The organism is Humibacter antri (genome assembly GCF_054777235.1).
Window position 1 is genome coordinate 1 of sequence record NZ_BAAHAW010000010.1, and the last position, 21162, is coordinate 21162.

Consider the following 21162-nt stretch of genomic DNA (forward strand, 5'->3'; position numbering starts at 1 on the left):
ACGAATCTGCACCGTGAGGCCCTGGGCCATCAAGCCCCAACTCAAACCCCACCCTCATAGGGTCTGACTGAGGCGAGAGCAGAGCGAGCTCGCTCGCTCTGCCGAGCCGATGGAGGCTGCCGAGCAGCGCAGCTGCGACTACAGCCGGCTACCGGTCACTCTGCGACGCTGAGGTCCACCTGGATTTCGCCCGCCAGCCGCTCCAGTTCCGCGACCGTGCCGGCGACATCCGTTCCTGCGGAAATACGGGCGACGACGTCGGCCTCGAACAGCACGCCGCCTGCCATCGGCGCCTCGCGCGTCTCGCTGGAGAAGTGGTCGATGGTGAGGCCGTGTCTGCTGAGGATGCCCGTGATGTCGCGCACGATTCCGGGCCGGTCGTTTCCGAGTACGGAGAACGTCAGCTGCCGGCCTGAATACGGGGCCGCATCCGTCGCGCCGGTGTGGACGGTGACGCGGAGAAGACCGTCGAGGGTCTGCAGCGCGTCACGCAGCTCACCGAGGCGGGCATCCGGGACGGAGACCAGAACGATGCCGGCGAACGCCCCGGCCAACTCGGCGAGCTCGCTCGTCTCCCAGTTGCCGCCATGCTCGCTGACCGAGTCGGCGAGCGATTGCACGAGTCCGGCGCGATCGTCGCCGACGACGGTGAGCACGAGCCTGGCCATGGGACGAGCTTAGGGCGCGGCGGCCACTGCGGCGTCGAACGAGTATGCCGCCCGGTGCGGTGCCGCACGCTTGCCGGCCGACCAACGCGGCGTCGAACGCCCCGCCGCCCAGTGCGGCGTCGCACGCTCCGCCGGAAAACGCGCGATCGGCCGCAGGGAATGGCGCCGCCGGACCGGCGCATCGTGCGAATTCCGGCGCGTCGTGCGACACCGACACATCCCGGAATGCAGACACAACGTGCGACACCGGCATAGCTTGAAGTCCAGGCGCATCGTGCGACACCGACACATCCCGGAATGCAGGCACGACGTGCGACACCGGCACGTCCCGGAATGCAGGCACAGCGTGGAATGCAGGCACAACGTGCGACACCGGCACAAGCGTGCGATGCGGCCGCCGCTCGGCTGCCCACTCAGTCCGCGTGCCGGACGATGTTGATCACGTTTCCGTCAGGCCGCTCGGGCGGGCCGCAGGTGCGCAGGTGGCATGCCCCTCGATCGATGCACGACCAATTTTGCGGGGCAGCGGCGCCGATCTCTAGAGTCGCACCATGAACGCTCGTACTCCACGTGGATCACGACTGGCCGGATTCGGGCACTATCAGCCCAAGCGAATCCTCACCAACGAGGAACTCGCTGAGCGGGTCGACACGAGCGATGAGTGGATCCGATCGCGTACGGGCATCCGTGAGCGGCACATCGCCGACGGCTCCGAAACCGTCGTGATGATGGCCACTGAGGCGGCCCGCATGGCCCTGAAGGATGCCGGGCTGGAGTCGGTCTCTCTCATCGTTCTCGCCTCCACGACACTGGTCGACCGCACCCCGTTCACCGCGGCCCGCGTGGCCGATGCGCTCGGGATGCCCGGCCCCGCCGTCATCGACATCAACACCGCGTGCTCGGGTTTCGAGCACGCCGTCGCGATCGCCGACCAGGCGATCAGCACCGGTTCCGCAAACAGTGCACTGGTGATCGGAGCCGAGCGGCTCTCCGACGTCACGGACTGGAACGACCGGCGCACGTGCATCCTCACCGCTGACGGTGCGGGTGCCGCCGTTCTCGTCGCGTCCGACGAGCCCAAGGTCTCGCCGGTCGTGTGGGGCTCGGTGCCTGGCATGACGAACGCCGTCGTGATCGATGGCGACCCGCAGGTGTTCTCCCAAGACGGCCAGGGAATCATGCGCTGGGCTCTCACGAAGGCGGCACCGCACGTTCGCCACGCGATGGAGGTCGCCGGGGTGACGATCGACGACATCGACGTCGTCGCGTTCCATCAGGCCAACCTGCGTCTCATCGAACCTCTCGCGAAGGCGATCGGCGCGACCGGCAAGCAGGTCGTCATCCACGACATCGAGGAGTCCGGCAACACCTCCGCGGCCAGCGTGCCGCTTGGGCTTTCCAAGGCGTGGCATCGCGGTGAGCTTCCGCGCGGGGGCCGCGCCCTGTTGTTCGGCTTCGGCGGCGGCTTCGCCTACGCCGGACAGGTCGTGGTCCTGCCTGAATAGAGCCTGACCGGCGCAACCGACGCGCACGTCCTTCTCCGAATCCGCCGAGGCACGGGCGATGCTCACACGGTTCGCACCCCGGCCGTCGAGAGGGGCGGTTGTTCCGGCGCGTTCCTGCGCGCCGGCAACACCACGAGAACGGCGCCCGCGAGAGCGATCGCCAGCCCCACGCCGAGCTCGATCGTCATGCGCTGCCCGAGGAACGGGATCGCCAGTAGTGCGGTGAAGGGCGGGATGAGGTTCGTCCACGCGCTGAGTGTGGCGGCGGGGTGGTGGCGCAACATCTGGCCGAGCAGCCACATGCCGATCACCGAGTTGACCAGAACGATCCAGGTCAGCGGGAGGAGCGCAGGCGCGGTCAGCGGAATGCCGATCCCGCCGGTGAACACAGCGATGACGAACGTGACGGGAATCGCGAGTGTGAACTGGACGAGGATGTTCAACCAGATGTCGACGCCGGCCGCCAGCTTGCGCTGCAGGAGCGAACCGCCCGCATAACCGATCGCTGCGGAGGCGGCCGCGAGGATGCCCGCGACCCCGCTGGGCGCAGACAGATGCCCCGCCAGTGCGACGGCGACACCGGCGAAGCCGACGATCACGCCGACGAGCCTGCGGCCGCCCAGTTTCTCGCGGAGCACGGGAACGGCACCGACCGCCATCATGAGCGAGGAACTGCCCGCGATCAGCGACACGAGCCCGGCAGGCATCCCGAGGCTCATCGCCGTGTAGTTGCCGCCGAACTGCACGACCTGCAACAGGGCGCCGATCGCGAGCAGCGGCCACCAGTTGGACCATCCCCTCGGCCATGGCGTGCGGCGAATGACCACGATCACGAGGATCACGCTCCCGGCCAGCAGGAAGCGCCAGAACGTCATGGCGAACGGATGCATGGCACGCAGACCGAACGCACCGGCGATGTACCCGGATGCATAGGCCGGGAAGAAGATCACGGGAAGCACCCGCGGCCACCACGTACTGTAACGACTCATACCGTTACAGTGGCACGAAGATTGTAACGCGTCAAGCCGTTACACTGCTAAGCTACGGGCATGCCAGCACTCGACTTCGTCTACAACTCGGGTGCGTCATGGACGGACCTGCTCGGCACCGTCAAGTACTCGTACACCGACCACCCCGTCGAGCGCCTCACGACGGCGGAGCGTTTGAGCGAATGGTTGACCGCGGTGGGATTCCCACCCCCAGCACCACCGACGCTCGATGACGTCGAGTGGGTGCGGCAGCTGCGCACCGCACTTGCGTCTGTGGCACGAGGCAGACTGGGCATGCCCCAAGCGGCCAACGCCCCCGACGCCGAGACGGCATCCGCCGCGCTCAGGCGGGCCGCCGCCACCGGCATCGACGGATTGCTCGACTCGGCTGTCTCTCAGGAGACGACGAGCCGGGCCGTACCGATCCGGTCGGCTTTCGGCGGCATCGTCACGAGTGCCCTCACCGACCTGGCGAGCCGTCCCCAGGACTTCGGCTGGTGCGCTGACGACGACTGCCGCAAGATCTTCTTCGATCCGGCGCACGCCCGCAAGGCCTGCAGCAGTACCTGCTCCACGCGCATGCGAGTGCGTGCGTACCGCCACAGGGCCGGCGAATGAAGTGTCGGGGGCGGCGGCCGGGCGCACATCGGGGATGAAGAACAACGCGGCCTCTTCGCTTGCCTGGTGCCCACCCAGCGACGCACAGAAGCCGCGACCGTAGAGCGCGATGTCGGCGCGCATCCGCATGTGGGCCGGCCAAGGCCCTGCCTCGACGAGGTGCGGTTTCCTCGCCGTGATCGCCGCCCGACAGGCGATCCACCTGCCGAGCGGCGAGCACCGATCAGTGCGACGCATCCTTCGCATGCCGGCGAAGCAGCCCGAGCCCGATCACGAGTGCGGCAGCACCGACCACGGCTGCATCCACGAGGAGGCCGCCGCGAATACCGCCAAGCGAAGCGCTCACCGTGACGGCACCGTGCGCGCTGAGGGAGGCGGTCAACGCCGCGGCCACCGCCGAGATGATCGGGATGCCCATGGTCAGCCCCAGCTGCTGCGCTGTCGTGACGAGACCGGTGGCCAGACCCTGCTCGTCGTTGTTCAGCCCCGAGGTCGCTGCGACTCCGTACGAGACGACTGCGCCGAGGTGGCCGATGCAGGCGGCCGATCCGGCGACGGCAACCAGTGCCACACCGTTCGTGGGCCCGAGGAAGACGAGAAAGGCGATCGCGATGGCCTGCAGTGCAAGAGCCGTGACGAGAACCTGTCGCGCGCCGAAGCGGCCGATGAAGCGCGGGGCGATCACGCCGGTGACCGCGGCCACCACGCCCATCACGCCGAACACGAGGCCTGACTCCGCAGGGCCGAGGCCGAGCACCTGCTGCAGGTACAGGGTCGACAGGAACATCACGGCGCTCATCATCGCGAACGTCATCATGCCGCCGAGGTTCCCGAACGCCACGGCGGGTCGGCGCAGCACGGCCAAGGCGACCAGCGGATGCTTCGCACGCTTCTCCACCGCCCAGAACGCCCCGAGCAGGACCGCGGCGATCACCATTGAGGCGATCACGTCAACGTGCGCCCACCCGCGCTGTGCGGCCTCGCTCATGCCGTAGATGAGCGCGAGAAGGCCGCCCGACACGGTCACCGCACCCGGAATATCCAGCCGGGCGTGCCACTCGGCACGGCTCTCGGTGAGGAGCAGAGGTGCCAGCACGAGAACGAGCGCGCCCATCACGACGCCGAGCGCCATCGTGGACCGCCAGCCGAATATCTGCGTGAGTACACCGCCGAGCACGACGCCCACGGTGAATCCGAGCGAGAGGATCATGCCGCTGATGCCGATGGCGCGTTCGCGAAGCGGACCTTCTTCGAACGAGGTGGTCAGCAGCGCCATACCGGTAGGCACGATCGCCGCCGCGCCAAGGCCCTGCAAAGCCCGTGCCACAAGGAACGGCCCGGCACCCCAGGCGAACGTTGCGAGCACCGAGGCCGCGGCGAAGAGCGCGAGACCGGCGATGAACATCCGCTTGCGCCCGACGAGGTCACCGATGCGGCCGGCCAGCAGCAGGAATCCGCCTGACGGAAGCGCGAACGCTGTCACGGCCCACTGTAGGTTCGCCTCGCTGAGACCTAGGCTCGCGCCGAGCGTGGGCAGCGCGATGTTGAGAATGGAGAAGTCGAGCGCCACCATGAACTGGGCGGCGCAGAGCACGAAGAGCACGAGCCAGGTACGCGCGCTCATGCGTGAGGCCGCTCGCTCGGGAGCGGCAACTTCTGCGGTGGATGTTGTCATGACTCGAGCCTCGCGGCGGCGCCGATCGGCTCGGTAGCCACTGGATATCCTGTTGTCGTGACCACCAGCCTGGCGTCGTCGGCCGGGGCTTCGGCCCGCCGTGACGAGTTGCGCTCGTTCCTGATGACTCGACGCGCTCAGATCAGCCCGGATGCGGTCGGGCTGCCCGCGGGCCCGCGGCGCCGCACGCCCGGTTTGCGCCGCGAGGAAGTCGCCGTTCTCGCGGGCGTCGGCATTTCCTGGTACCAGTGGCTCGAACAGGGTCGCGACATCACGGTTTCCGGGCAGGTTCTGGATGCCGTGGCACGCGTGCTCGGGCTGAGCGAGGCGGAGCGCCGCCACCTGTACGTGCTCGCCGGGCTGAACCCACCACTGCCGACCTCGTGGCAGCAGACATCCGTCGCCTCCGACCTGATCGGCGTGATCGAGCGGTGGATGCCCCACCCTGCGCATCTGCTCGACCGGTACTGGAACCTGATCGGCGCGAACCGAGCCGCCCAGCTCGTGCTCGGCTACGGTCCGGACGAACACGGCAATTGCCTCGAGTCGTTCTTTGTGAATCCGATGTACCGCACCGAATACGTCGACTGGTCGCAGCACGCGCGACGCATGGCGGCCCAGTACCGGGCACTGATGTCAGAACACCCCGGCGACGAGGGTTACGCAGCCGTCATCGAGCGGCTGTCGGCGGCAAGCGGCGAGTTCGCGGAGCTGTGGAACCTGCATGAGGTTCGCGAGCTCGAGGGGTTCCACAAGGTGCTCGATCATCCGACAGTCGGACGCCTGGACTTCGAGTCGACCCAGCTGACGACGCCGGGCCGGGCCGACCTACTACTGGTGCTGCATAACCCCGTCGACGGAACGGACACTGCGGGGAGGGTGCAGCAGTTGTTGCACGAGGACCGGCGCTCGAAGCTCATCGCCGTCGCCGGCTGACGGCGCGCCTGGACGAACACCCGCTCGCCCAGGCGTCGACATGGCGTCTATGCCGCCAGATGCGCGCCGCCGTCGGACTCGATCACGGTTCCGGTGATGTTCGGGTTGGTGGCCAGCAGCACCACGGCCTGAGCGACATCATCGGCCGTAGCGATACGGCGCGTCGGCAGCCCGGCAGCAATCTGCTCGAACATCGGCGCCCTGTCAGCATCCGGCACCATGTTCCACCACGGCGTGTCGACGTAGCCGGGCGACACCGCGTTGACTCGCGCCGGCGCCAGTTCGGCCGCCAGCGGCTGCACCAAACCCTCGATCGCGGAGTTCAGCGCGGCAATGCCAGCCGTTCCGGGCATCCCGGAACGCGCAGTGATCGCACCCACGAGGGTGATCGATCCCGACTCGGCCAACTGCGGCAGAACGCACTGAATCGCGGTGGCGGTCGGCCAGAACTTCTCCTCGAAGGCTGCCCGCAGAACCCCGATATCGAGGCTGCCGAACGCTCCTGCACCCTGGTTTCCGCTGAGGGTGACGATGAGTCGGTCCACCGTGCCGAGCTCGATGGCGAGTGCTCGAACGACGGCGGCGTCAGAGGCATCGAGAACATGACCGTGCAGGTCGCGGTCCGTGGCGGCTGTCGCGACCCGCAGCGCGTTGCGACCCGCGATGTGGACATCGTCGCCGAACGCGGCGAGACGGATCGCGGTGGCCAGGCCGATGCCCGAGCTGCCGCCGATGATCAAGGTGGTGGTCATGATTCGTACCTTTCACGAGACGTTGCGGTTCGTAATTGACGATAGCAGGAATACGGACCGTTACGTCTCGTTATTTGCTACTGTGAGCCGGTGAGCGACGAGACGGGCAATCGACGAGGCCCCAAGCGGAGCGAGCAGTCGCGAATGGCGATCCTGTCGGCCGCATTCGCGCTGACCCTCGAAGCCGGCTATCGCAGCCTCACGATCGAGGGCATCGCGGCCAAAGCCGGGGTCGGTAAACAGACCGTCTACCGGTGGTGGTCGACGAAGGCCGACGTTCTGCTCGAGTCACTCGCCGTCAAAGCCGAGCTGCGTGTGCCGATCGCAGACCGGGGCTCGTTTCGAGTCGAGCTCGCGGAGTTCCTGCGAGAGTCGTTCGCGCTGCTCGCCGTCCCCGGAATCGCCGTTACTCTGCGCAGCCTGATGGCAGAAGCACAGATCGACCCCGAGTTCGGCGAACGCTTCCGCACCGGCTTCCTTGAACGACGGCGGGTCGCACTCGGGCAGATGCTGGAACGCGCGAGCGCACGGGGCGATACCCCCTCCGGCATGCCTGCCGACATCGTCGAAGACCTCGTGTTCGGCATGATCTGGTACCGGCTGCTGGCCACCGGCCGGCCATTGGAAGCCCACGACAGCGCCGCCCTCCTGCATCTCCTGACCGACGAACGCCTTCCAGCCCCCGAGATCGCACCAGCAGAAGCGGAGCTCCCCGACCATGAGTGAGCGAACCAGCCCGAACGCAGACGCGACTGAGCAGGGCCCCGAAGCGGGGTCGATTATCAGCCTGAACGACTACCGCTTCGGGCCGAATGCCCGCAACCGCACGCAGGAAATGAACGACCCGTCGGCATCCGGCGCCGTCGCGGCGTTGGAGACGTTCTACTACGCGCTCAACCAGCGCGACGCCGAGGCCATGGCTGCAGTGTGGTCGCGCGATGGGCTCGCGCAACTGAACAACCCCGTCGGCGGCATCCTGCGCGGCGGCGAGAACGCGGTGGCCTTCTACGCGCGGATCTTCGCGAGCGGCATGCACTTGGAGGTGACGTTCGGCGACGCCATCACCTATCTCCACCCAGGAAGCGCAGTCTTCGCGGGAACCGAGACCGGAACATATTCCGCGTCAGACGCGCCGACTGCGCCTTTGAAGATCCGCACCAGTCGCTTCTTCGGTTTCGACGGCAACGCCGGGCGCTGGGCGCAGCTGCATCATCACGGCAGCATCGATGACGTGGCTGCCCTCCGGGCCTATCAACTCGCGGTGACCCGCGGCTGACCGAGCCCACGCCGCGATCACTCCTCGGGCGGCCCATCGGGGCCCCAGCCCCAGACGGGCACTGGTTGGTCGCTCGAGGTATCCGCACCGGGCTGGGAGACCTCTACCGCGATGCGCGAGCCCCAGTCCAGGTACTCCAGGAGTCTCTGACGGAAACGCGCGTTGGGCGACATCCCGATCTCGTCCGCCGCCTCCAGGAAGGTTTCCACGAATCGTGCCCGATGGCGTTCCTGAAGACTCAGGTTCGCGTGATGGCCGAGCAATGCACCGTGGCCGCCGTGCCGCTGAGTGTAGAGGCGCGGGCCGCCCAGCACCTCGGTGAGCCAGTCACCGAGGTGCTCGACGTGCTCCGGACGACCCTTCGAGCCGAAGACCTCGACCAGGATCGGATCGGTCAGACAGCGCCGATACTGAGCGGCAGCGAGGAGTTCGAGCGCTTCACGCCCACCCGCGTACTCGTACAGCGTGGGGCCGTCGTCATGGAAAGTCGCGCTCATCCGATGCTCCTTCTTAAATACAATCCAGTATTGTATTGGTATGGTACGCGAGACGGCACGAGGCGAGGGGCGGCCGGGCCGCTCCCGCGACCGAACGATCGACGAGCGCATCCTCACCGTCACCGCCCGGCACCTGTCTTCCCATGGATACGAGGCGCTCTCGCTCGCCGCCGTCGCCAGCGAGGCGGGCACGACGCGTCAGGCGCTGTATCGCCGGTGGCCTAACAAGCCCGACCTGGCCGCCGACGCTCTGATCGCCGCCGCATCGGCGGGACCGGAGGCGCATTCGGCGGACCCGCTGGCCGATCTGCTCGCCGAGCTGGCCGACTTCCGACGCGGTGTCTCCCTTCCCGGGCGCCTCTCCCTGGTCGGCACGATGCTCCAAGAGGCGACAGCCGTCGAGGCGCGCAACCGCTATCAGGAGAAGGTGGTCGCTCCGCGCCGGGCCCGGATCCTCGTCATCCTGCAGCGGGCCGCAGAACTCGGCCTCACCGATTCGAACGCGGATCTCGAGCTCGCCGTCACCCTGTGCACCGGGTCGTGGTACGCCCTCGCGCTCGCCGGCGACCGACCGCCGTCGGACTGGCCAGCACGCACCGCGGCGCTCGTCTGGCGTGCGGTGGGCGGCACCGTTCCCCTGGCCTGAACCACGGCCTCGGTCTCCCGCTGCTCGGAGTCGCTGATGCGGTGATCGTCATTGCCGTGATCCGACTCTCGTGCGGGCGCGCGAACGCGTTCGCCGGCGCGCCTGAGCCGCGGCCGGCCCACGTGTGGAGGTGCAGCTGTGCGGCGAACACTCGGCCCTGCGCCCCATATTCTTGAAGGCATGTCGAAAGTGCTCGCATCCCTTCCTGTCGGCGAACGTGTCGGTATCGCGTTCTCCGGTGGTCTCGACACCTCCGTCGCCGTCGCGTGGATGCGCGAGAAGGGTGCCGTGCCCTGCACGTACACCGCCGACCTCGGTCAGCCGGACGAGCCGGACGTCGAGGCCGTCCCCGGCCGCGCCGCGCAGTACGGCGCGGAGCTGTCCCGACTCGTGGACTGCAAGCTGCCGCTCGTGGAGGAAGGACTCGTCGCGCTGCAGTGCGGCGCCTTCCACATCCGCTCAGGCGGCAAGACCTACTTCAACACCACCCCGCTCGGCCGCGCCGTGACCGGCACTCTGCTGGTGCGCGCCATGCTCGACGACGGCGTGGAGATCTGGGGCGACGGATCCACCTACAAGGGCAACGACATCGAGCGGTTCTACCGTTACGGCCTGATGGCCAACCCGCGGCTGCGCATCTACAAGCCGTGGCTCGACCGCGACTTCGTCACCGAACTCGGTGGACGCAAGGAGATGAGCGAGTGGCTGCAGGCGCGCGATCTGCCCTATCGGGCATCCGTCGAGAAGGCGTACTCGACAGACGCGAACATCTGGGGCGCCACCCACGAGGCGAAGCTGCTCGAACAGCTCGACACGCCGATGACCATCGTGGAGCCGATCATGGGGGTGCCGTTCTGGCGTGACGACGTTCAGATCGCGGCGGAGGATGTTCGCGTGCGGTTCGAGCAGGGACGCCCGGTCGCACTGAACGGCGTCGGGTTCGACGACCCGGTCGCCCTCGTGCTGGAGGCCAACACAATCGGCGGACGCCACGGCCTCGGCATGAGCGACCAGATCGAGAACCGCATCATCGAAGCGAAGAGTCGCGGCATCTACGAGGCGCCCGGAATGGCGCTTCTGCACATCGCCTACGAGCGGCTTCTGAACGCGATCCACAACGAAGACACCGTCGCGAACTACCACAACGAGGGACGCAGGCTCGGGCGTCTGATGTACGAGGGCCGCTGGTTCGATCCGCAGTCGCTCATGCTGCGGGAGAGCATCCAGCGCTGGGTCGGCTCCGCGGTGACCGGCGAGGTCACGCTGCGGCTGCGACGCGGTGACGACTACTCGATCCTCGACACCAGCGGGCCGGCGCTCAGCTACCACCCCGACAAGCTGTCGATGGAGCGGGTGGGGGATGCCGCGTTCGAGCCGGAGGACCGCATCGGCCAGCTGACCATGCGCAACCTCGACATCGCGGACTCGCGCGCCCGCCTCGAGCAGTATTCGGCGTCCGGCGTGATCGGCGGCGCGACAGCACTGCTGGTCGGCGACCTCGGTTCAGGCGAGGCTGCGGAGATCAGCGCCGGTGCGGGCGAATCGACGGAGCAGGCCGGGGTGGATGCCGCCAACGAGGCCGCCGCGTTCGACCTCGGCGCGGACTGAGGTAGCCGGTCCCTGCACGAGCTGACGTCGGACTCCGGCGCGGACTGAGCCGGACTCCGGTGCGAGCTGAGATCCGACTCCGGCGCGGACTGAGATCCGACTCCCGTGCGGACTGAGTCGGACTCCGTCGCGGACTGAGTCCGACAGCGGCCCGGGCGATCCGGCCGCACGGCGGCGTGGCCGCGCTGCTGCAGTGCAGCGTGACCGCAGTGCGCCAGTGCAGCGTGACCGCACTGTCGCAGTGTGGCAGCGCGCTACTGCGAGTCGGAGTCGCGGCGCTGCTCCAGTGCAGCGTGGCGACGCTTGTCCTCCTCGATCTCCCGCTCGAGGTCGGCCAGCTGTTCCTCGGTGGTTCGCCCGTCCCGCGACGGAACCGGATGCACGGTGACGGTCGCCGTACCCATCGGCGCAGACATACGCGGTGCGGATGCCTGCGGCCGGCGCCGCGGCATCCGGATCGGACCGGACGCACCCGCGTACGACCTGCCCAGCGCGAACCACAGCACGATCCCGACCAGCGGGATGAAGATGATCAGCAGGATCCAGACGATCTTGTGCATGTACTTCACGCGACTGTCGTCGATGCGGATGGCGTCGATCAGCGCGACGATCATCAGCAGCAGGATGACGATGGAAAGCACGGACATACGTTCACCCTAGATCCGAGCGCACTCGGTGGGACTCCGACATCGAGCGCCCGCGAGACTGCATGCCCACCCCGAGACAGTGGGTGAACCCCACGCGCTCGGGGCGGGCATGCAGTCTCGCCGCTGCAGGCGGCCGCGGGCTCGCCGCTGCAGGCGGCGCGGACTCGCCGTTGCAGGCGGCCGCGGGCTCGCCGCTGGGATCAGAACAGGCCGGCGCGCAGCGACTGCACTCGGCGCAGCGTCTGCTTGAAGTGACCGGGGTTCAGCGTGCCGTCGCCGGCGGCCGCGGTGATCGCGGCGAGGGCATCCTGTCCCTGGGTCATGTCGCGCGCGGAGCACAGCAGCAGGTCCATGCCGGCTTCGGCTGCGGACAGGGCACGCTGCCCCGTGTCGCCGAACGCGGTCAAGGCTCCGGCTTCGAGCGCATCCGTGATGGTGACGCCGTCGAACCCGAGGCGTCCGCGCAGCTCGCCCTGAACGATCGTGGTCGACAGGCCCGCCGGATACGTCGCATCGATGGCGGGATAGATCGCCCACGACGTCATCACCAGCTGCACGCCGGCGGCGATGGCGGGGGAGAACGCGAGCTCGTCCACACCGCGCAACTCGCTCAGCGGCTGAGTGAGCGTCACCGGCCCGAGATCGGTGTTCTGTGCGGCTGTCGCCGCGCCGAGCCCCGGGAAGTGCTTCGCCGTCGCCGCGACGCCCGCGCCCTGCTGGGCGGTGACCATGTCGGCGCCCAGGCGGCCGGCGAGCACCGGATCCGAGCTGTACGAACGCTCCCACTGGTCGTCGAAGTTGCCCGGAGTGCGGAACACGTCGAGCACCGGTGCGAGGTTCAGGTTCATGCCCACGTTGCGCAGCGCCGCGGCCGCACCCGCGCCGGCGGCGGTGGCTGCGGCATCCGGATCCGGCTGCAGACCGATCTGCTTCTCGGACAGAATCGGCTGTTGGCCACGCAGCCGGCGGATGTATCCGCCCTCCTGGTCGGTCATGAACAGCAGCGGTTCCTTGACGGGAGAGGATGCCTGCGCGGCGCGCAGCTGCGCCACCACTGCAGCGATCTGGGTGAGGCTCAGGATGTTCTCGCCGAAGAAGATCACGCCGCCCACCTCGCCGGCGGCGATGGCATCGAGGAGCGACTGCGGCGGCGTCGCTCCCGGGTACGAGTAGATGACGCGCTGGCCGGCCTGCTGGCGCAGCGACAGCTTCGCCCACCACGGCGGGGCGGCCGAGGCCGGGAGGGCCGCGGCACCGAGGCCGGCTCCGGCGAGCGCCAGGCCCGCGACGGCTCCCACTCCTGCGGTGAGGACCGCGCGACGGGACATGCCGGGCCCGCGGGAGAACGCGGTGCCGCGGGCTGCGGAGGACTGCGGGGCGCTGTCCGGTTCGGACGATGAGAGATTCATGCTTGCTCCTTCGACGGCCCGCAACTCCGCGGGCACCTCTGAAGAGATTTCTCCCCCTCCCATCCGGGTGTCAAGCAATTTTGGCAAGAATTTTCGCACAGTCTCGAATTCGTGGCACTGATTTTCACTCGTCAGGCAGCGAGCATCCCGAGCGTATCGATCACGCGGTTGGAGAACCCCCACTCGTTGTCGTACCACGACGCCACTTTGACGTGACGGCCGCGCGTCATGGTGAGCCCTGCGTCGAAGATGGAAGAGGCCGGGTTGCCGGCGATGTCGCTCGACACCAGCGGGTCCGTGGAGTGCTCAAGGATGCCCGAAAGCGCACCCTGCGCCGCCGCCCGGTACGCCTCGTTCACCTCGGGTACCGTGAGGTCGCGCTCCACGGTCACGTTGAGTTCCACGAGCGAACCGACCGGTACGGGCACCCGTATCGAGTATCCGTCGAGCCGCCCCTGAAGTCGCGGGAGCACCTTTCCGATCGCCTTGGCGGCTCCCGTGGTGGTCGGCGCGATGTTGATCGCCGCCGCCCGGGCACGCCGGAGATCGCGGTGCGGGCCGTCTTGCAGGTTCTGCTCCTGCGTGTATGCGTGCACTGTGGTCATGAAGCCGCCCTCGATGGCGGCGAGGTCGTCGAGAACCGACGCGAGCGGCGCAAGCGCGTTCGTCGTGCACGACGCGTTCGACACGATGCGGTGCGATGCCGGATCGTACGTCGCCTGGTTCACGCCATACGCGATGGTGACCTCGGCATCGGGAGAAGGTGCACTGATCAGCACGCGATCTGCACCGGCATCCAGATGCGCTGCAGATGCACCGCCCGAGGTCAGCCTGCCCGTCGACTCGAGCACGACCGACACCCCGAGCTCCCGCCACGGAAGCTTGGACGGGTCGCGCTCGGCGAGCACCGCGACCGGACGGCCGTCGACGATGATGCTGTTCTCCCCGACTTCGACCTGGCCGGGGAAGCGCCCGAGTATGCTGTCGAAACGCAGCAGCTGCGCCAGCGCGGCCGGCTCGGTGAGGTCGTTGACGGCAACGATCTCGAACTCCGGGTCGCGCTCGAAAGCCGCGCGGAAGACGTTGCGGCCGATGCGGCCGAATCCGTTGATGGCGATGCGTGAGGGAGCCATGGGCCGTTCCTTTCGTTCTGGGACGTGTCGGGCTGGGTGATGTCGTGCTTGGTGGACGACATCCAGCCTGAGCGAGCGGACGAGGGGCCGCCATCGGCAGGAACGACGCAGATCGAAGGTTTCCGGCCATCGACGGTCGGGGCCAAGATTCGTGAGCAGACCCGTCGCCCGCCGCAGCGGACTCAGCTCAGCCCACCCCACTCAGCCCACTCGGCTCAGCTCGCGACCTCCTCCGGCGCGGTGGCCGGCGTCGGGGCACGATCGGCGAACGTTTTGCGGTATGCGCTCGGCGATGTGCCGAGGATGCGCCTGAAGTGGTCGCGCAGATTCGTCGCCGTGCCCAGCCCTGTCTGCGCGGCCACCTGGTCGACACTCAGATCGGTTGCCTCCAGCAGCTCCCTGGCGATGTCGACACGCGCGCGCAGCAACCATTGCAGCGGCGTGTAACCGGTGTCCTCGAGGAACCGGCGGGAGAACGTGCGCGCGGAGACGTTGGCGTTGCACGCCAGGTCGGTGACCGTGATCGGATCCGTGAGCCGCTGCAGCGCCCACTCCCGCGTGCGCGCGAAGACCTCGCCGCGCGGCTCCGGTAGCGTGCGCGGCACGAACTGCGCCTGCCCACCGCTGCGGTACGGCGCGGCGACGATCGCCCGGGCGACCCGGTTCGACGCGTGAACCCCGAAGTCCTGCCGCACGATGTGCAGGCAGAGGTCGATGCCGGATGCCACCCCCGCGGAGGTCAGGATGTCTCCGTCGTCCACGAACAGCACGTTGCGATCGAGCAGCACCTGCGGGTATGCGCGCTGGAACATCTCGGCGCGGTGCCAGTGCGTGGTGGCGCGGCGGCCGTCGAGCAGGCCTGCAGCTGCGAGGGCGAACGCGCCGGTGCAGATCGAGACGACGCGCGCTCCGCGGGAGTGGGCATCCCGCAGCGACTGGAGGATGCGGGCATCCCATCGCCTCAGCTGGTCGTCGAAGCCTGGGACGACGACGGTGTCGGCTGTGGTGAGCGCGTCGAGGCCTTGGTCGACGCCGATGCGGATGCCGGCATCGGTCTCGACGTCGCCCGCTTCGGGAGCGCACACCACACGCTGGTACGGAACACCTTCGCGTGGCTTGAACACCTGGATCGGGATGGCGACGTCCATCGGCACCGCTCCCGGGAGCACGAGGATGGCGACGCGATGCGGCTCGTTCACCGACGACCTCCTGTGCGCAAGGGATTCCTTGGCGGTAATCCTATGCAGGAGGTCGTTCATGCCAGGCCAGACCCCGCACATCGCCGTGGCGAAGGGCGCGAACACCAGTGTTCGCCAGCACAACCAACCGCGGCCCCGCTCAGTGCGCCGTGACGTCCCACACCGTGAGGCGCCCGCACATTCCCCAGCGCTCGGCGGCATCCGCATGCACGGCGCGGACGCCGCTGGCGGCAAGCCCCTCGGAGTCGCCGGCCGCAAGGGACGCGAGCTGGCGCATCGTGGCATCCAGCGCGGCGCCCGGACCTGCGGCCACGATGCCCTCCCACTCGGCGACACGCGGTTCCACGAGGGCTGCCGCCGCTGAGTACAGGTCGCGCAAGGCGGAACCGAGGTCACGCGTCGCGCGGTCGCACAGCTCGGCGAAGCCCTCGAGCGCCAGGTCGCGGCGAGCCCGCGCGGCGGCCATCGTCTCCTCGCCGCCGGCCGCGGGCAACGCCGCATGCGCTCTGTATCGCGCCGGGTCGCGCACGATCTCCAGCGGGAAGGTGAGCACGGCATCTCCCGCCTCGGGCAGGCCGGCATTCGACATCAGAGTGAGGATGTCCAGCGCGCCGTCCTCGTTGATCAGCCGGTGCACCGTCCCCGGCGTGAACCACACCACAGCGCCCGGAGTGAGCGCGGTGCGCTGCAGGCCCTGAGAACTCAGCGTTTCGACGGCGCCGCGACCACCGAGCACGATGTAACCCTCCGTTGACGTCGTGTGCAGATGCGGCGAACCGCCGCGCAGCCCGTCGGATGCCTCCCAGTCGTACACGCGCAGGCGAGACACCGCGATCCCGCCGGGTAGGCCACGACCCAGCGCCGTCGCAGCTGCCTGCTCCCGCAGCGACTCGAACGGTGCGACCTGTTCGCGGTCCGGGTGGTCCCTGTCCGCGGGTGCCGCGCCGCTCACCGGAGCGCCGCGGCGGGGAGCGTCGCGCCCGGGCCGAAGACGGCGTCGAATGCCGGCTTCGACCGCAGGTGGCCGTCGAGAACGTGGGCCGCCCCGAAGCCGGCGAAGGTGTCCGGAATCCAGGAGTGCGCGTCGCTGAGCCCCCACAACACGAACGCGGTGCACCCGGGAACCGCTCGGGCGTCGTCCACGATCGACCGGTAGTCGGCGGCCTGGGCCGCGAGCTGCTCGTCGGTCGGATCCGCATCCTGTGCCACAGGCATCCGCACGTCCACCTCCGTCAGCGCCACCTCGAGACCGAGGTCGGCGAACCGCTGGAGGTTCTCGCGCATGGTCGCCGGCGGTTCGCCCACGATGCGGTGGCCCTGCACGCCGAAGCCGTGGATTGGAACGCCCTCGGCGAGCAGCCGCTGCACCAGCTCGTAGTACGCATCGCTCTTCGGGCAGAGGTCTTCGACGTTGTAGTCGTTCAGGTAGAGACGGGCGGCGGGATCCGCCTCGTGCGCCCAGCGGAACGTGTCGGCGATGTAGTCGATGCCCATGGCCTCCAGCCACGGCGACCGCCTCGGCTCCGCGTCGTCGTCGAACGCCTCGTTGACGACATCCCACTGCTCGATGCGCCCGCGGTATCGCCCGACGACCGTGCGGATGTGATCGCGCAGAATGCCTTCCCGCTCGCTTTCGGGCGCCTCGGCGACCCACTGCGCGAGCTGACTGTGCCACGCGAGCGTGTGCCCGCGAACCGCCAGCCCCTCGGCCTCCGCGAACGCCATCACGCGATCGGCCGCCACGAAGTCGTAGGTTTCGCGACTCGGCCGCAACGGCGCGAACTTCATGGCGTTCTCCGCCGTCACCACCAAGAACAGTCGCGCGATCGTGCGTCGATATATATCGTCGTCGAGAGCATCGGCATCGACGGCGCATCCCAGGCGCAGCGTGGCGGGTCTCGGTCGCCCTTCGGTCTCCGGTTCGACCGCAGGCTGGTCGATTGCAGCCGCGTCGACGATCATGCGACCACCACCGCTGTCGCCCAGGGAGCACCTGTTCCTGCCATGGTGCGGTAGAACGGCGACGAGGAATCGATCTCCCCGGCATCGATGCGCCTGCCGGTGAAGGCGGAGGCATAGATGCCGGCGATCAACTCCAGCGTGCTCCTGGCATGCTCGAGCGTGACGGGCAGCGGCGCATCGCGCTCGATGGCGTCGAGGATCGCGGCGAACTGCGCGGAATGCCCGCTGCCGGTTCCCGAGGGGCCCGTGGCCCAGGCATCCGTGATCTCGTCCTCGTGGCCTGGGGCTGCGGTGATCTTCCACGAGTCGTCGGAGTAGCCGTAGAGGTGCTCCAGCTCGACCGTGGCATGTTCGAAGTCGAAACGCAGGTAACTGGTCTCTTTCGGCGACAGCAGGCTGTTGACCACGCTGGCCACGGCGCCGCCCTCGAGCGTGACGATCGCGTGCGAGAGGTCCTCGGTGATCACCGGTCGCGCCTGCCTGGCCGCGACGGCCACCACCTGAGACCACGGGCCGAGGATGGAGAGCATGGTGTCCATCTGATGGATGCCGTGACCCATCGTCGGTCCGCCACCCTCGACGTCCCACTTGCCGCGCCACGGCACCTCGAAGTACGAGTCCGGCCGGTACCACAACGTGTTGCAGACGGCCGTCAGCGGGCGGCCGAGCGCACCGTCTGCCACGCGATCGCGCAGCCACAGCGCCCGCGAGCCGAAACGGTGCTGCGACACGGTGGCGAACTGCGCGCCGCCTGCGCGTTCCGCCTCGGCGATCTCGTCGAGCTCGGCGAGCGAGAGCGCCGGCGGCTTCTCGCTGAGCACGTGGATGCCGCGCCGCAGCACGGCGATCGCCTGCTCCTTGTGCAGTCCGGGCGGCGAGCACAGATGCACGATGTCGAGGTCGGTGGCCTCCAGCAGCTCGTCGAGGCCGGTCGTGCCGATCGGAACATCCCATGTTCGCTGGAACTCGCGCACGCGTTCCGGCTCGATGTCGCATGCGCCGACGATGCGAGCCCGGCCGTCGAGGCGCTGCACGTTCTCCGCGTGCACGCGGGCGATGCCGCCGGTGCCGACGATGCCGATGCGCAGCGGGTTCTGCGGCGTGAACCGGCGATGGCCGCTCGCTCGGGGCGGCCCGTCGGCGAACGATTCACAGGAAGAGGGCGCCTGGGCGGCGTTAACGTCGTGCGCACTCATCTCAGCGCACCCCCGCCCGCTCGACAACGCCGTCGCCTCGCGCTGCGGAGTCCGCAGCATCTCGCATCCCCTCGACGCCATCCACGCCGTCCACGCCGCCCAAGCCATCGAAGCCGTCCAATCCAGCCACGGCGGAGGCACGAGTCGCCGCATTAGCGGCCGCTGCCGCGAGATCGGTCATGCGCGTGGCATCCGCGGCACCGTCGGCGATCGCCACGGCGTGCTCCAACACGATGGTCTCTGCCACCTCGACCACCCTCACCCTGTCGAAGAACGGCGCCGGGTTCATGCAGGCGAACGGCTCGGATCGCACGAACCACTTCGTGTCGAATCCCTGCGGCGCGCTCTGATCGACGAAAACCACCGTTGACGACCCGTCAGCGCCGTCGTGACGGCCGCAGAAGCCGGCCCATTCACCCCGCGTTCCGCGGACGTCTTCGCCGGTCACGCCGTTGGCTGCCAGGAGCTCGCCTCCGGTGAACGACCGCGGTCCGCGCCAGAACAGGCCGCCATAGCCGGCATTCTCCCGCCCTTCCGTGGTGGGCGAGCCCATCTCGATCGGGGCGCCCGACACGTTCGTGAGCTCGCTGCGCCATCCCAGCACCCAGGCGTCGTGCCCAGGGGCGAGCGTCGCGGTCAGCGTGCGCATCTCGGTGAAGACGATGTCGCCGCGGTCACTTCCGTCGGCGGGCTGACGGCGCCAGGTGAGCGCGTGACGGAACACCGCGCGGTCATCCTCCGTGGCCATCGCGATGACCGTGTCGTGGTCTTGCGAGCCGTTGTTCTTGAGGTCGGCGTACCAGCCCACCTTGCGGGTGTAGGTGGCGCCACCCCAGAAGTTGTCCGGCCCGACGTTGGGGAGCGCCATCGTGATGCCCTTGTGCCAGACGTGATCCCAGGGGCGGAACACCGTGACAAGCCGCCCACCCGGTGTGCGGAGCGGATGCACGTACGGTCGCGGCGACTCGAACTGTGCCTCCGTCGGCGCGTAGACGTAGCGCATGAGTTCGACGGAGGCCGTGGCCTCAGCCGCGTGCGCGACGATGCGCACTTCGCGGTCGACTTCGTGAATGAAGGTGAGTGGTCGAGGCGGTTTCACGCTCATCGGGTCTGGATGCCTTCCATAGAATCGTCGTTGATCGGCGTCGGACCGGCGCTCAGTCCGCAACTTTTTCGATAGGTTATCGGAACGGCAGCCTACGGTGGGGGATGCCCGTCGTCAAGAATGGGCTCGAGCGAACCGTGTTCGAGTCGACGAACGGGTAGCTGTCGGGGCACGCGAACGCCGAGCCCCGTCAAGGAGGAAGTTTCATATGGCCGGATCCAAGGGCACACTGGCCGAGGTCGCCGCCCACGCCGGGGTCTCCATCCCGACGGTGTCAAAGGTGCTCAACAGCAAGGCCGATGTGGCTGCGGCCACCCGCGACAAGGTGTTCGCCGCACTCGAAGCCACCGGGTATCAGAGCAGACGAGGCATGCCCAACGCGTCGGGTGCGGTCGAGTTCCTGATCGAGGGAGCGGACTCTGCGTGGGCCCTCGAGCTCATCAAAGGTGCAGAGCGCGAGTCGGCTGCGCGCGAGGTCGCCATGATCATCACGAGCTCCGTGCACGAGAACTTCTCCCTAGAGCGCTGGATCGAGGCGATCCGAACGCGACGCTCAGCCGGCGTCATCGCCGCACTGCCCAGCCGTGGGAACGAGATACTTCAAGCGCTCTCGACATTGACGATCCCGGTGGTCCTCGTGGATCCGCCACACGCTGAGAAGTGGCAGTTTCCCGCGATCCGCGCCACGAACTGGTCGGGCGGCTACGAGGCGACGAACCGGCTGGTCGAATTGGGGCACCGTCGGATCGGACTACTGGCGGGGCGGAGCGATCTGGACAACGCACTCGAGCGGCAGGAGGGCTACGCCGCGGCACTGCGACGGGCGGGCATCCCGTACCTGCCCGAACTCGTGGTCGAGGCCGAGTTCCTGATCAGCGACGGCCACCGTGCGGGCGGAAGGTTGCTCGATCTCGCGGAGCGTCCCACGGCCATCTTCACCAGCTCCGACCAGCAAGCGGCGGGGTTGTACGAGGCGGCGAGGGAGCGGGACATCCGAATTCCCTCCGAGCTGTCGGTGATCGGATTCGACGACACGGTGCTGAGCAGACATCTCGCGCCCGCCCTCACCACCATCCATCAGCCGCTGGCGCAGATGGCCGCAGAAGCGGTTCGCCTCGTGCAGGACTCGGGCGCGGGCACGCGCGGTGCGCAACGCCTCGAGCTTCCGACGTATCTCGTCGAGCGGGGCAGTGCGGTGGCGCTTGCCTCAGACGACACCCGGCGTGAGGCCGGAACACGGGGGCGCGCGACACGCTGACGGCCTGAGGGTAAACGGTGTCACCGTTCGCCCTCGTCGGACGAATCGCTTTCGCGATGCCGACGAGCAGCGCATGGCCCACG

The 21162-nt window shown here is 68.4% G+C and carries 21 protein-coding genes; 8 read left to right on the forward strand and 13 right to left on the reverse strand.

All coding sequences use genetic code 11. The annotated features are described in order from the left end of the window. Nucleotides 1-155: 155 nt before the first annotated feature. The gene (locus ACYVDK_RS05250; protein WP_460518975.1) at nt 156-668 is read right to left on the reverse strand and encodes a glycine cleavage system transcriptional repressor; all 513 of its coding nucleotides are present in this window, start codon (nt 666-668) and stop codon (nt 156-158) included. Between the two features lie 551 nt (nt 669-1219). On the opposite strand from ACYVDK_RS05250, the gene ACYVDK_RS05255 reads away from it, so the two are divergent. Then, entirely contained in the window at nt 1220-2173 is a 954-nt protein-coding gene (locus ACYVDK_RS05255; protein ID WP_460518978.1) for a ketoacyl-ACP synthase III, read from the forward strand. A gap of 62 nt (nt 2174-2235) precedes the next feature. Here ACYVDK_RS05255 and ACYVDK_RS05260 read toward each other — a convergent pair whose 3' ends face one another. Further along, nucleotides 2236-3162: a DMT family transporter gene (locus ACYVDK_RS05260; RefSeq protein ID WP_460518981.1), complete on the reverse strand. Its 927-nt coding sequence runs from the start codon at nt 3160-3162 to the stop codon at nt 2236-2238. 60 nt (nt 3163-3222) lie between these two features. Here ACYVDK_RS05260 and ACYVDK_RS05265 point away from each other — a divergent pair, with 60 nt between their 5' ends. Further along, nucleotides 3223-3780, forward strand: a complete 558-nt coding sequence (locus tag ACYVDK_RS05265; protein ID WP_460518984.1) for a CGNR zinc finger domain-containing protein — start codon at nt 3223-3225, stop codon at nt 3778-3780. A 223-nt stretch (nt 3781-4003) separates the two neighbouring features. Here the strand turns inward: ACYVDK_RS05265 and ACYVDK_RS05270 are convergent, their stop codons facing one another. After that, on the reverse strand, nt 4004-5455 hold the full coding sequence (locus ACYVDK_RS05270) for an MFS transporter (protein WP_460518987.1): 1452 nt from the start codon (nt 5453-5455) through the stop codon (nt 4004-4006). 57 nt (nt 5456-5512) lie between these two features. Here ACYVDK_RS05270 and ACYVDK_RS05275 point away from each other — a divergent pair, with 57 nt between their 5' ends. After that, a complete protein-coding gene (locus ACYVDK_RS05275; protein ID WP_460518990.1) occupies nt 5513-6391 on the forward strand; it encodes a helix-turn-helix transcriptional regulator in 879 nt (292 codons plus the stop codon). Nucleotides 6392-6438: 47 nt separating this feature from the next. On the opposite strand, the gene ACYVDK_RS05280 is transcribed toward ACYVDK_RS05275, so the two are convergent. Then, nucleotides 6439-7143, reverse strand: a complete 705-nt coding sequence (locus ACYVDK_RS05280) for an SDR family oxidoreductase (RefSeq protein ID WP_460518993.1) — start codon at nt 7141-7143, stop codon at nt 6439-6441. Between the two features lie 90 nt (nt 7144-7233). Between ACYVDK_RS05280 and ACYVDK_RS05285 the strand changes: the two genes are divergently transcribed. Together ACYVDK_RS05285 and ACYVDK_RS05290 are read left to right on the forward strand one after the other, a co-directional pair. Next, the gene (locus ACYVDK_RS05285) at nt 7234-7869 is read left to right on the forward strand and encodes a TetR/AcrR family transcriptional regulator (RefSeq protein WP_460518996.1); all 636 of its coding nucleotides are present in this window, start codon (nt 7234-7236) and stop codon (nt 7867-7869) included. After that, the gene (locus tag ACYVDK_RS05290; RefSeq protein WP_460518999.1) at nt 7862-8419 is read left to right on the forward strand and encodes a YybH family protein; all 558 of its coding nucleotides are present in this window, start codon (nt 7862-7864) and stop codon (nt 8417-8419) included. The genes ACYVDK_RS05285 and ACYVDK_RS05290 overlap by 8 nt, the downstream gene beginning before the upstream one ends. 17 nt (nt 8420-8436) lie before the next feature. On the opposite strand, the gene ACYVDK_RS05295 is transcribed toward ACYVDK_RS05290, so the two are convergent. Then, a complete protein-coding gene (locus tag ACYVDK_RS05295; RefSeq protein WP_460519002.1) occupies nt 8437-8916 on the reverse strand; it encodes a group II truncated hemoglobin in 480 nt (159 codons plus the stop codon). A gap of 40 nt (nt 8917-8956) precedes the next feature. Between ACYVDK_RS05295 and ACYVDK_RS05300 the strand changes: the two genes are divergently transcribed. After that, a complete protein-coding gene (locus ACYVDK_RS05300) occupies nt 8957-9562 on the forward strand; it encodes a TetR/AcrR family transcriptional regulator (RefSeq protein WP_460519006.1) in 606 nt (201 codons plus the stop codon). A 180-nt stretch (nt 9563-9742) separates the two neighbouring features. Next, a complete protein-coding gene (argG, locus tag ACYVDK_RS05305) occupies nt 9743-11170 on the forward strand; it encodes an argininosuccinate synthase (RefSeq protein WP_460519009.1) in 1428 nt (475 codons plus the stop codon). Nucleotides 11171-11424: 254 nt separating this feature from the next. On the opposite strand, the gene ACYVDK_RS05310 is transcribed toward argG, so the two are convergent. The 8 genes from ACYVDK_RS05310 to ACYVDK_RS05345 form a co-directional block, all read right to left on the reverse strand. Next, nucleotides 11425-11817 (reverse strand): PLD nuclease N-terminal domain-containing protein, encoded by a 393-nt coding sequence (locus ACYVDK_RS05310; RefSeq protein ID WP_460519012.1) that lies wholly within the window; start codon nt 11815-11817, stop codon nt 11425-11427. 200 nt (nt 11818-12017) lie between these two features. Continuing rightward, nucleotides 12018-13226: a glycoside hydrolase family 3 protein gene (locus ACYVDK_RS05315; RefSeq protein WP_460519014.1), complete on the reverse strand. Its 1209-nt coding sequence runs from the start codon at nt 13224-13226 to the stop codon at nt 12018-12020. Between the two features lie 131 nt (nt 13227-13357). Next, the gene (gene gap / locus ACYVDK_RS05320) at nt 13358-14359 is read right to left on the reverse strand and encodes a type I glyceraldehyde-3-phosphate dehydrogenase (RefSeq protein ID WP_460519017.1); all 1002 of its coding nucleotides are present in this window, start codon (nt 14357-14359) and stop codon (nt 13358-13360) included. A 215-nt stretch (nt 14360-14574) separates the two neighbouring features. Further along, nucleotides 14575-15558 carry a GlxA family transcriptional regulator gene (locus tag ACYVDK_RS05325; RefSeq protein ID WP_460519020.1) on the reverse strand — a complete coding sequence of 328 codons (984 nt, stop codon included), beginning with the start codon at nt 15556-15558 and terminating at the stop codon, nt 14575-14577. Between the two features lie 139 nt (nt 15559-15697). Beyond that, nucleotides 15698-16510, reverse strand: a complete 813-nt coding sequence (locus ACYVDK_RS05330) for a cupin domain-containing protein (RefSeq protein WP_460519023.1) — start codon at nt 16508-16510, stop codon at nt 15698-15700. Next, nucleotides 16507-17520: an endo-1,4-beta-xylanase gene (locus ACYVDK_RS05335; protein ID WP_460519026.1), complete on the reverse strand. Its 1014-nt coding sequence runs from the start codon at nt 17518-17520 to the stop codon at nt 16507-16509. The genes ACYVDK_RS05330 and ACYVDK_RS05335 overlap by 4 nt, the downstream gene beginning before the upstream one ends. After that, complete coding sequence (locus ACYVDK_RS05340; RefSeq protein ID WP_460519028.1) at nt 17517-18716, reverse strand: Gfo/Idh/MocA family protein; 1200 nt, start codon at nt 18714-18716, stop codon at nt 17517-17519. Before ACYVDK_RS05340 ends, ACYVDK_RS05335 begins: the two co-directional genes overlap by 4 nt. 1 nt (nt 18717) lies before the next feature. After that, nucleotides 18718-19821, reverse strand: coding sequence for a DUF6807 domain-containing protein (locus ACYVDK_RS05345; RefSeq protein WP_460519031.1), 1104 nt, complete (start codon nt 19819-19821; stop codon nt 18718-18720). Between the two features lie 208 nt (nt 19822-20029). Here ACYVDK_RS05345 and ACYVDK_RS05350 point away from each other — a divergent pair, with 208 nt between their 5' ends. After that, nucleotides 20030-21079, forward strand: a complete 1050-nt coding sequence (locus ACYVDK_RS05350; RefSeq protein WP_460519033.1) for a LacI family DNA-binding transcriptional regulator — start codon at nt 20030-20032, stop codon at nt 21077-21079. Nucleotides 21080-21162: the final 83 nt, after the last annotated feature.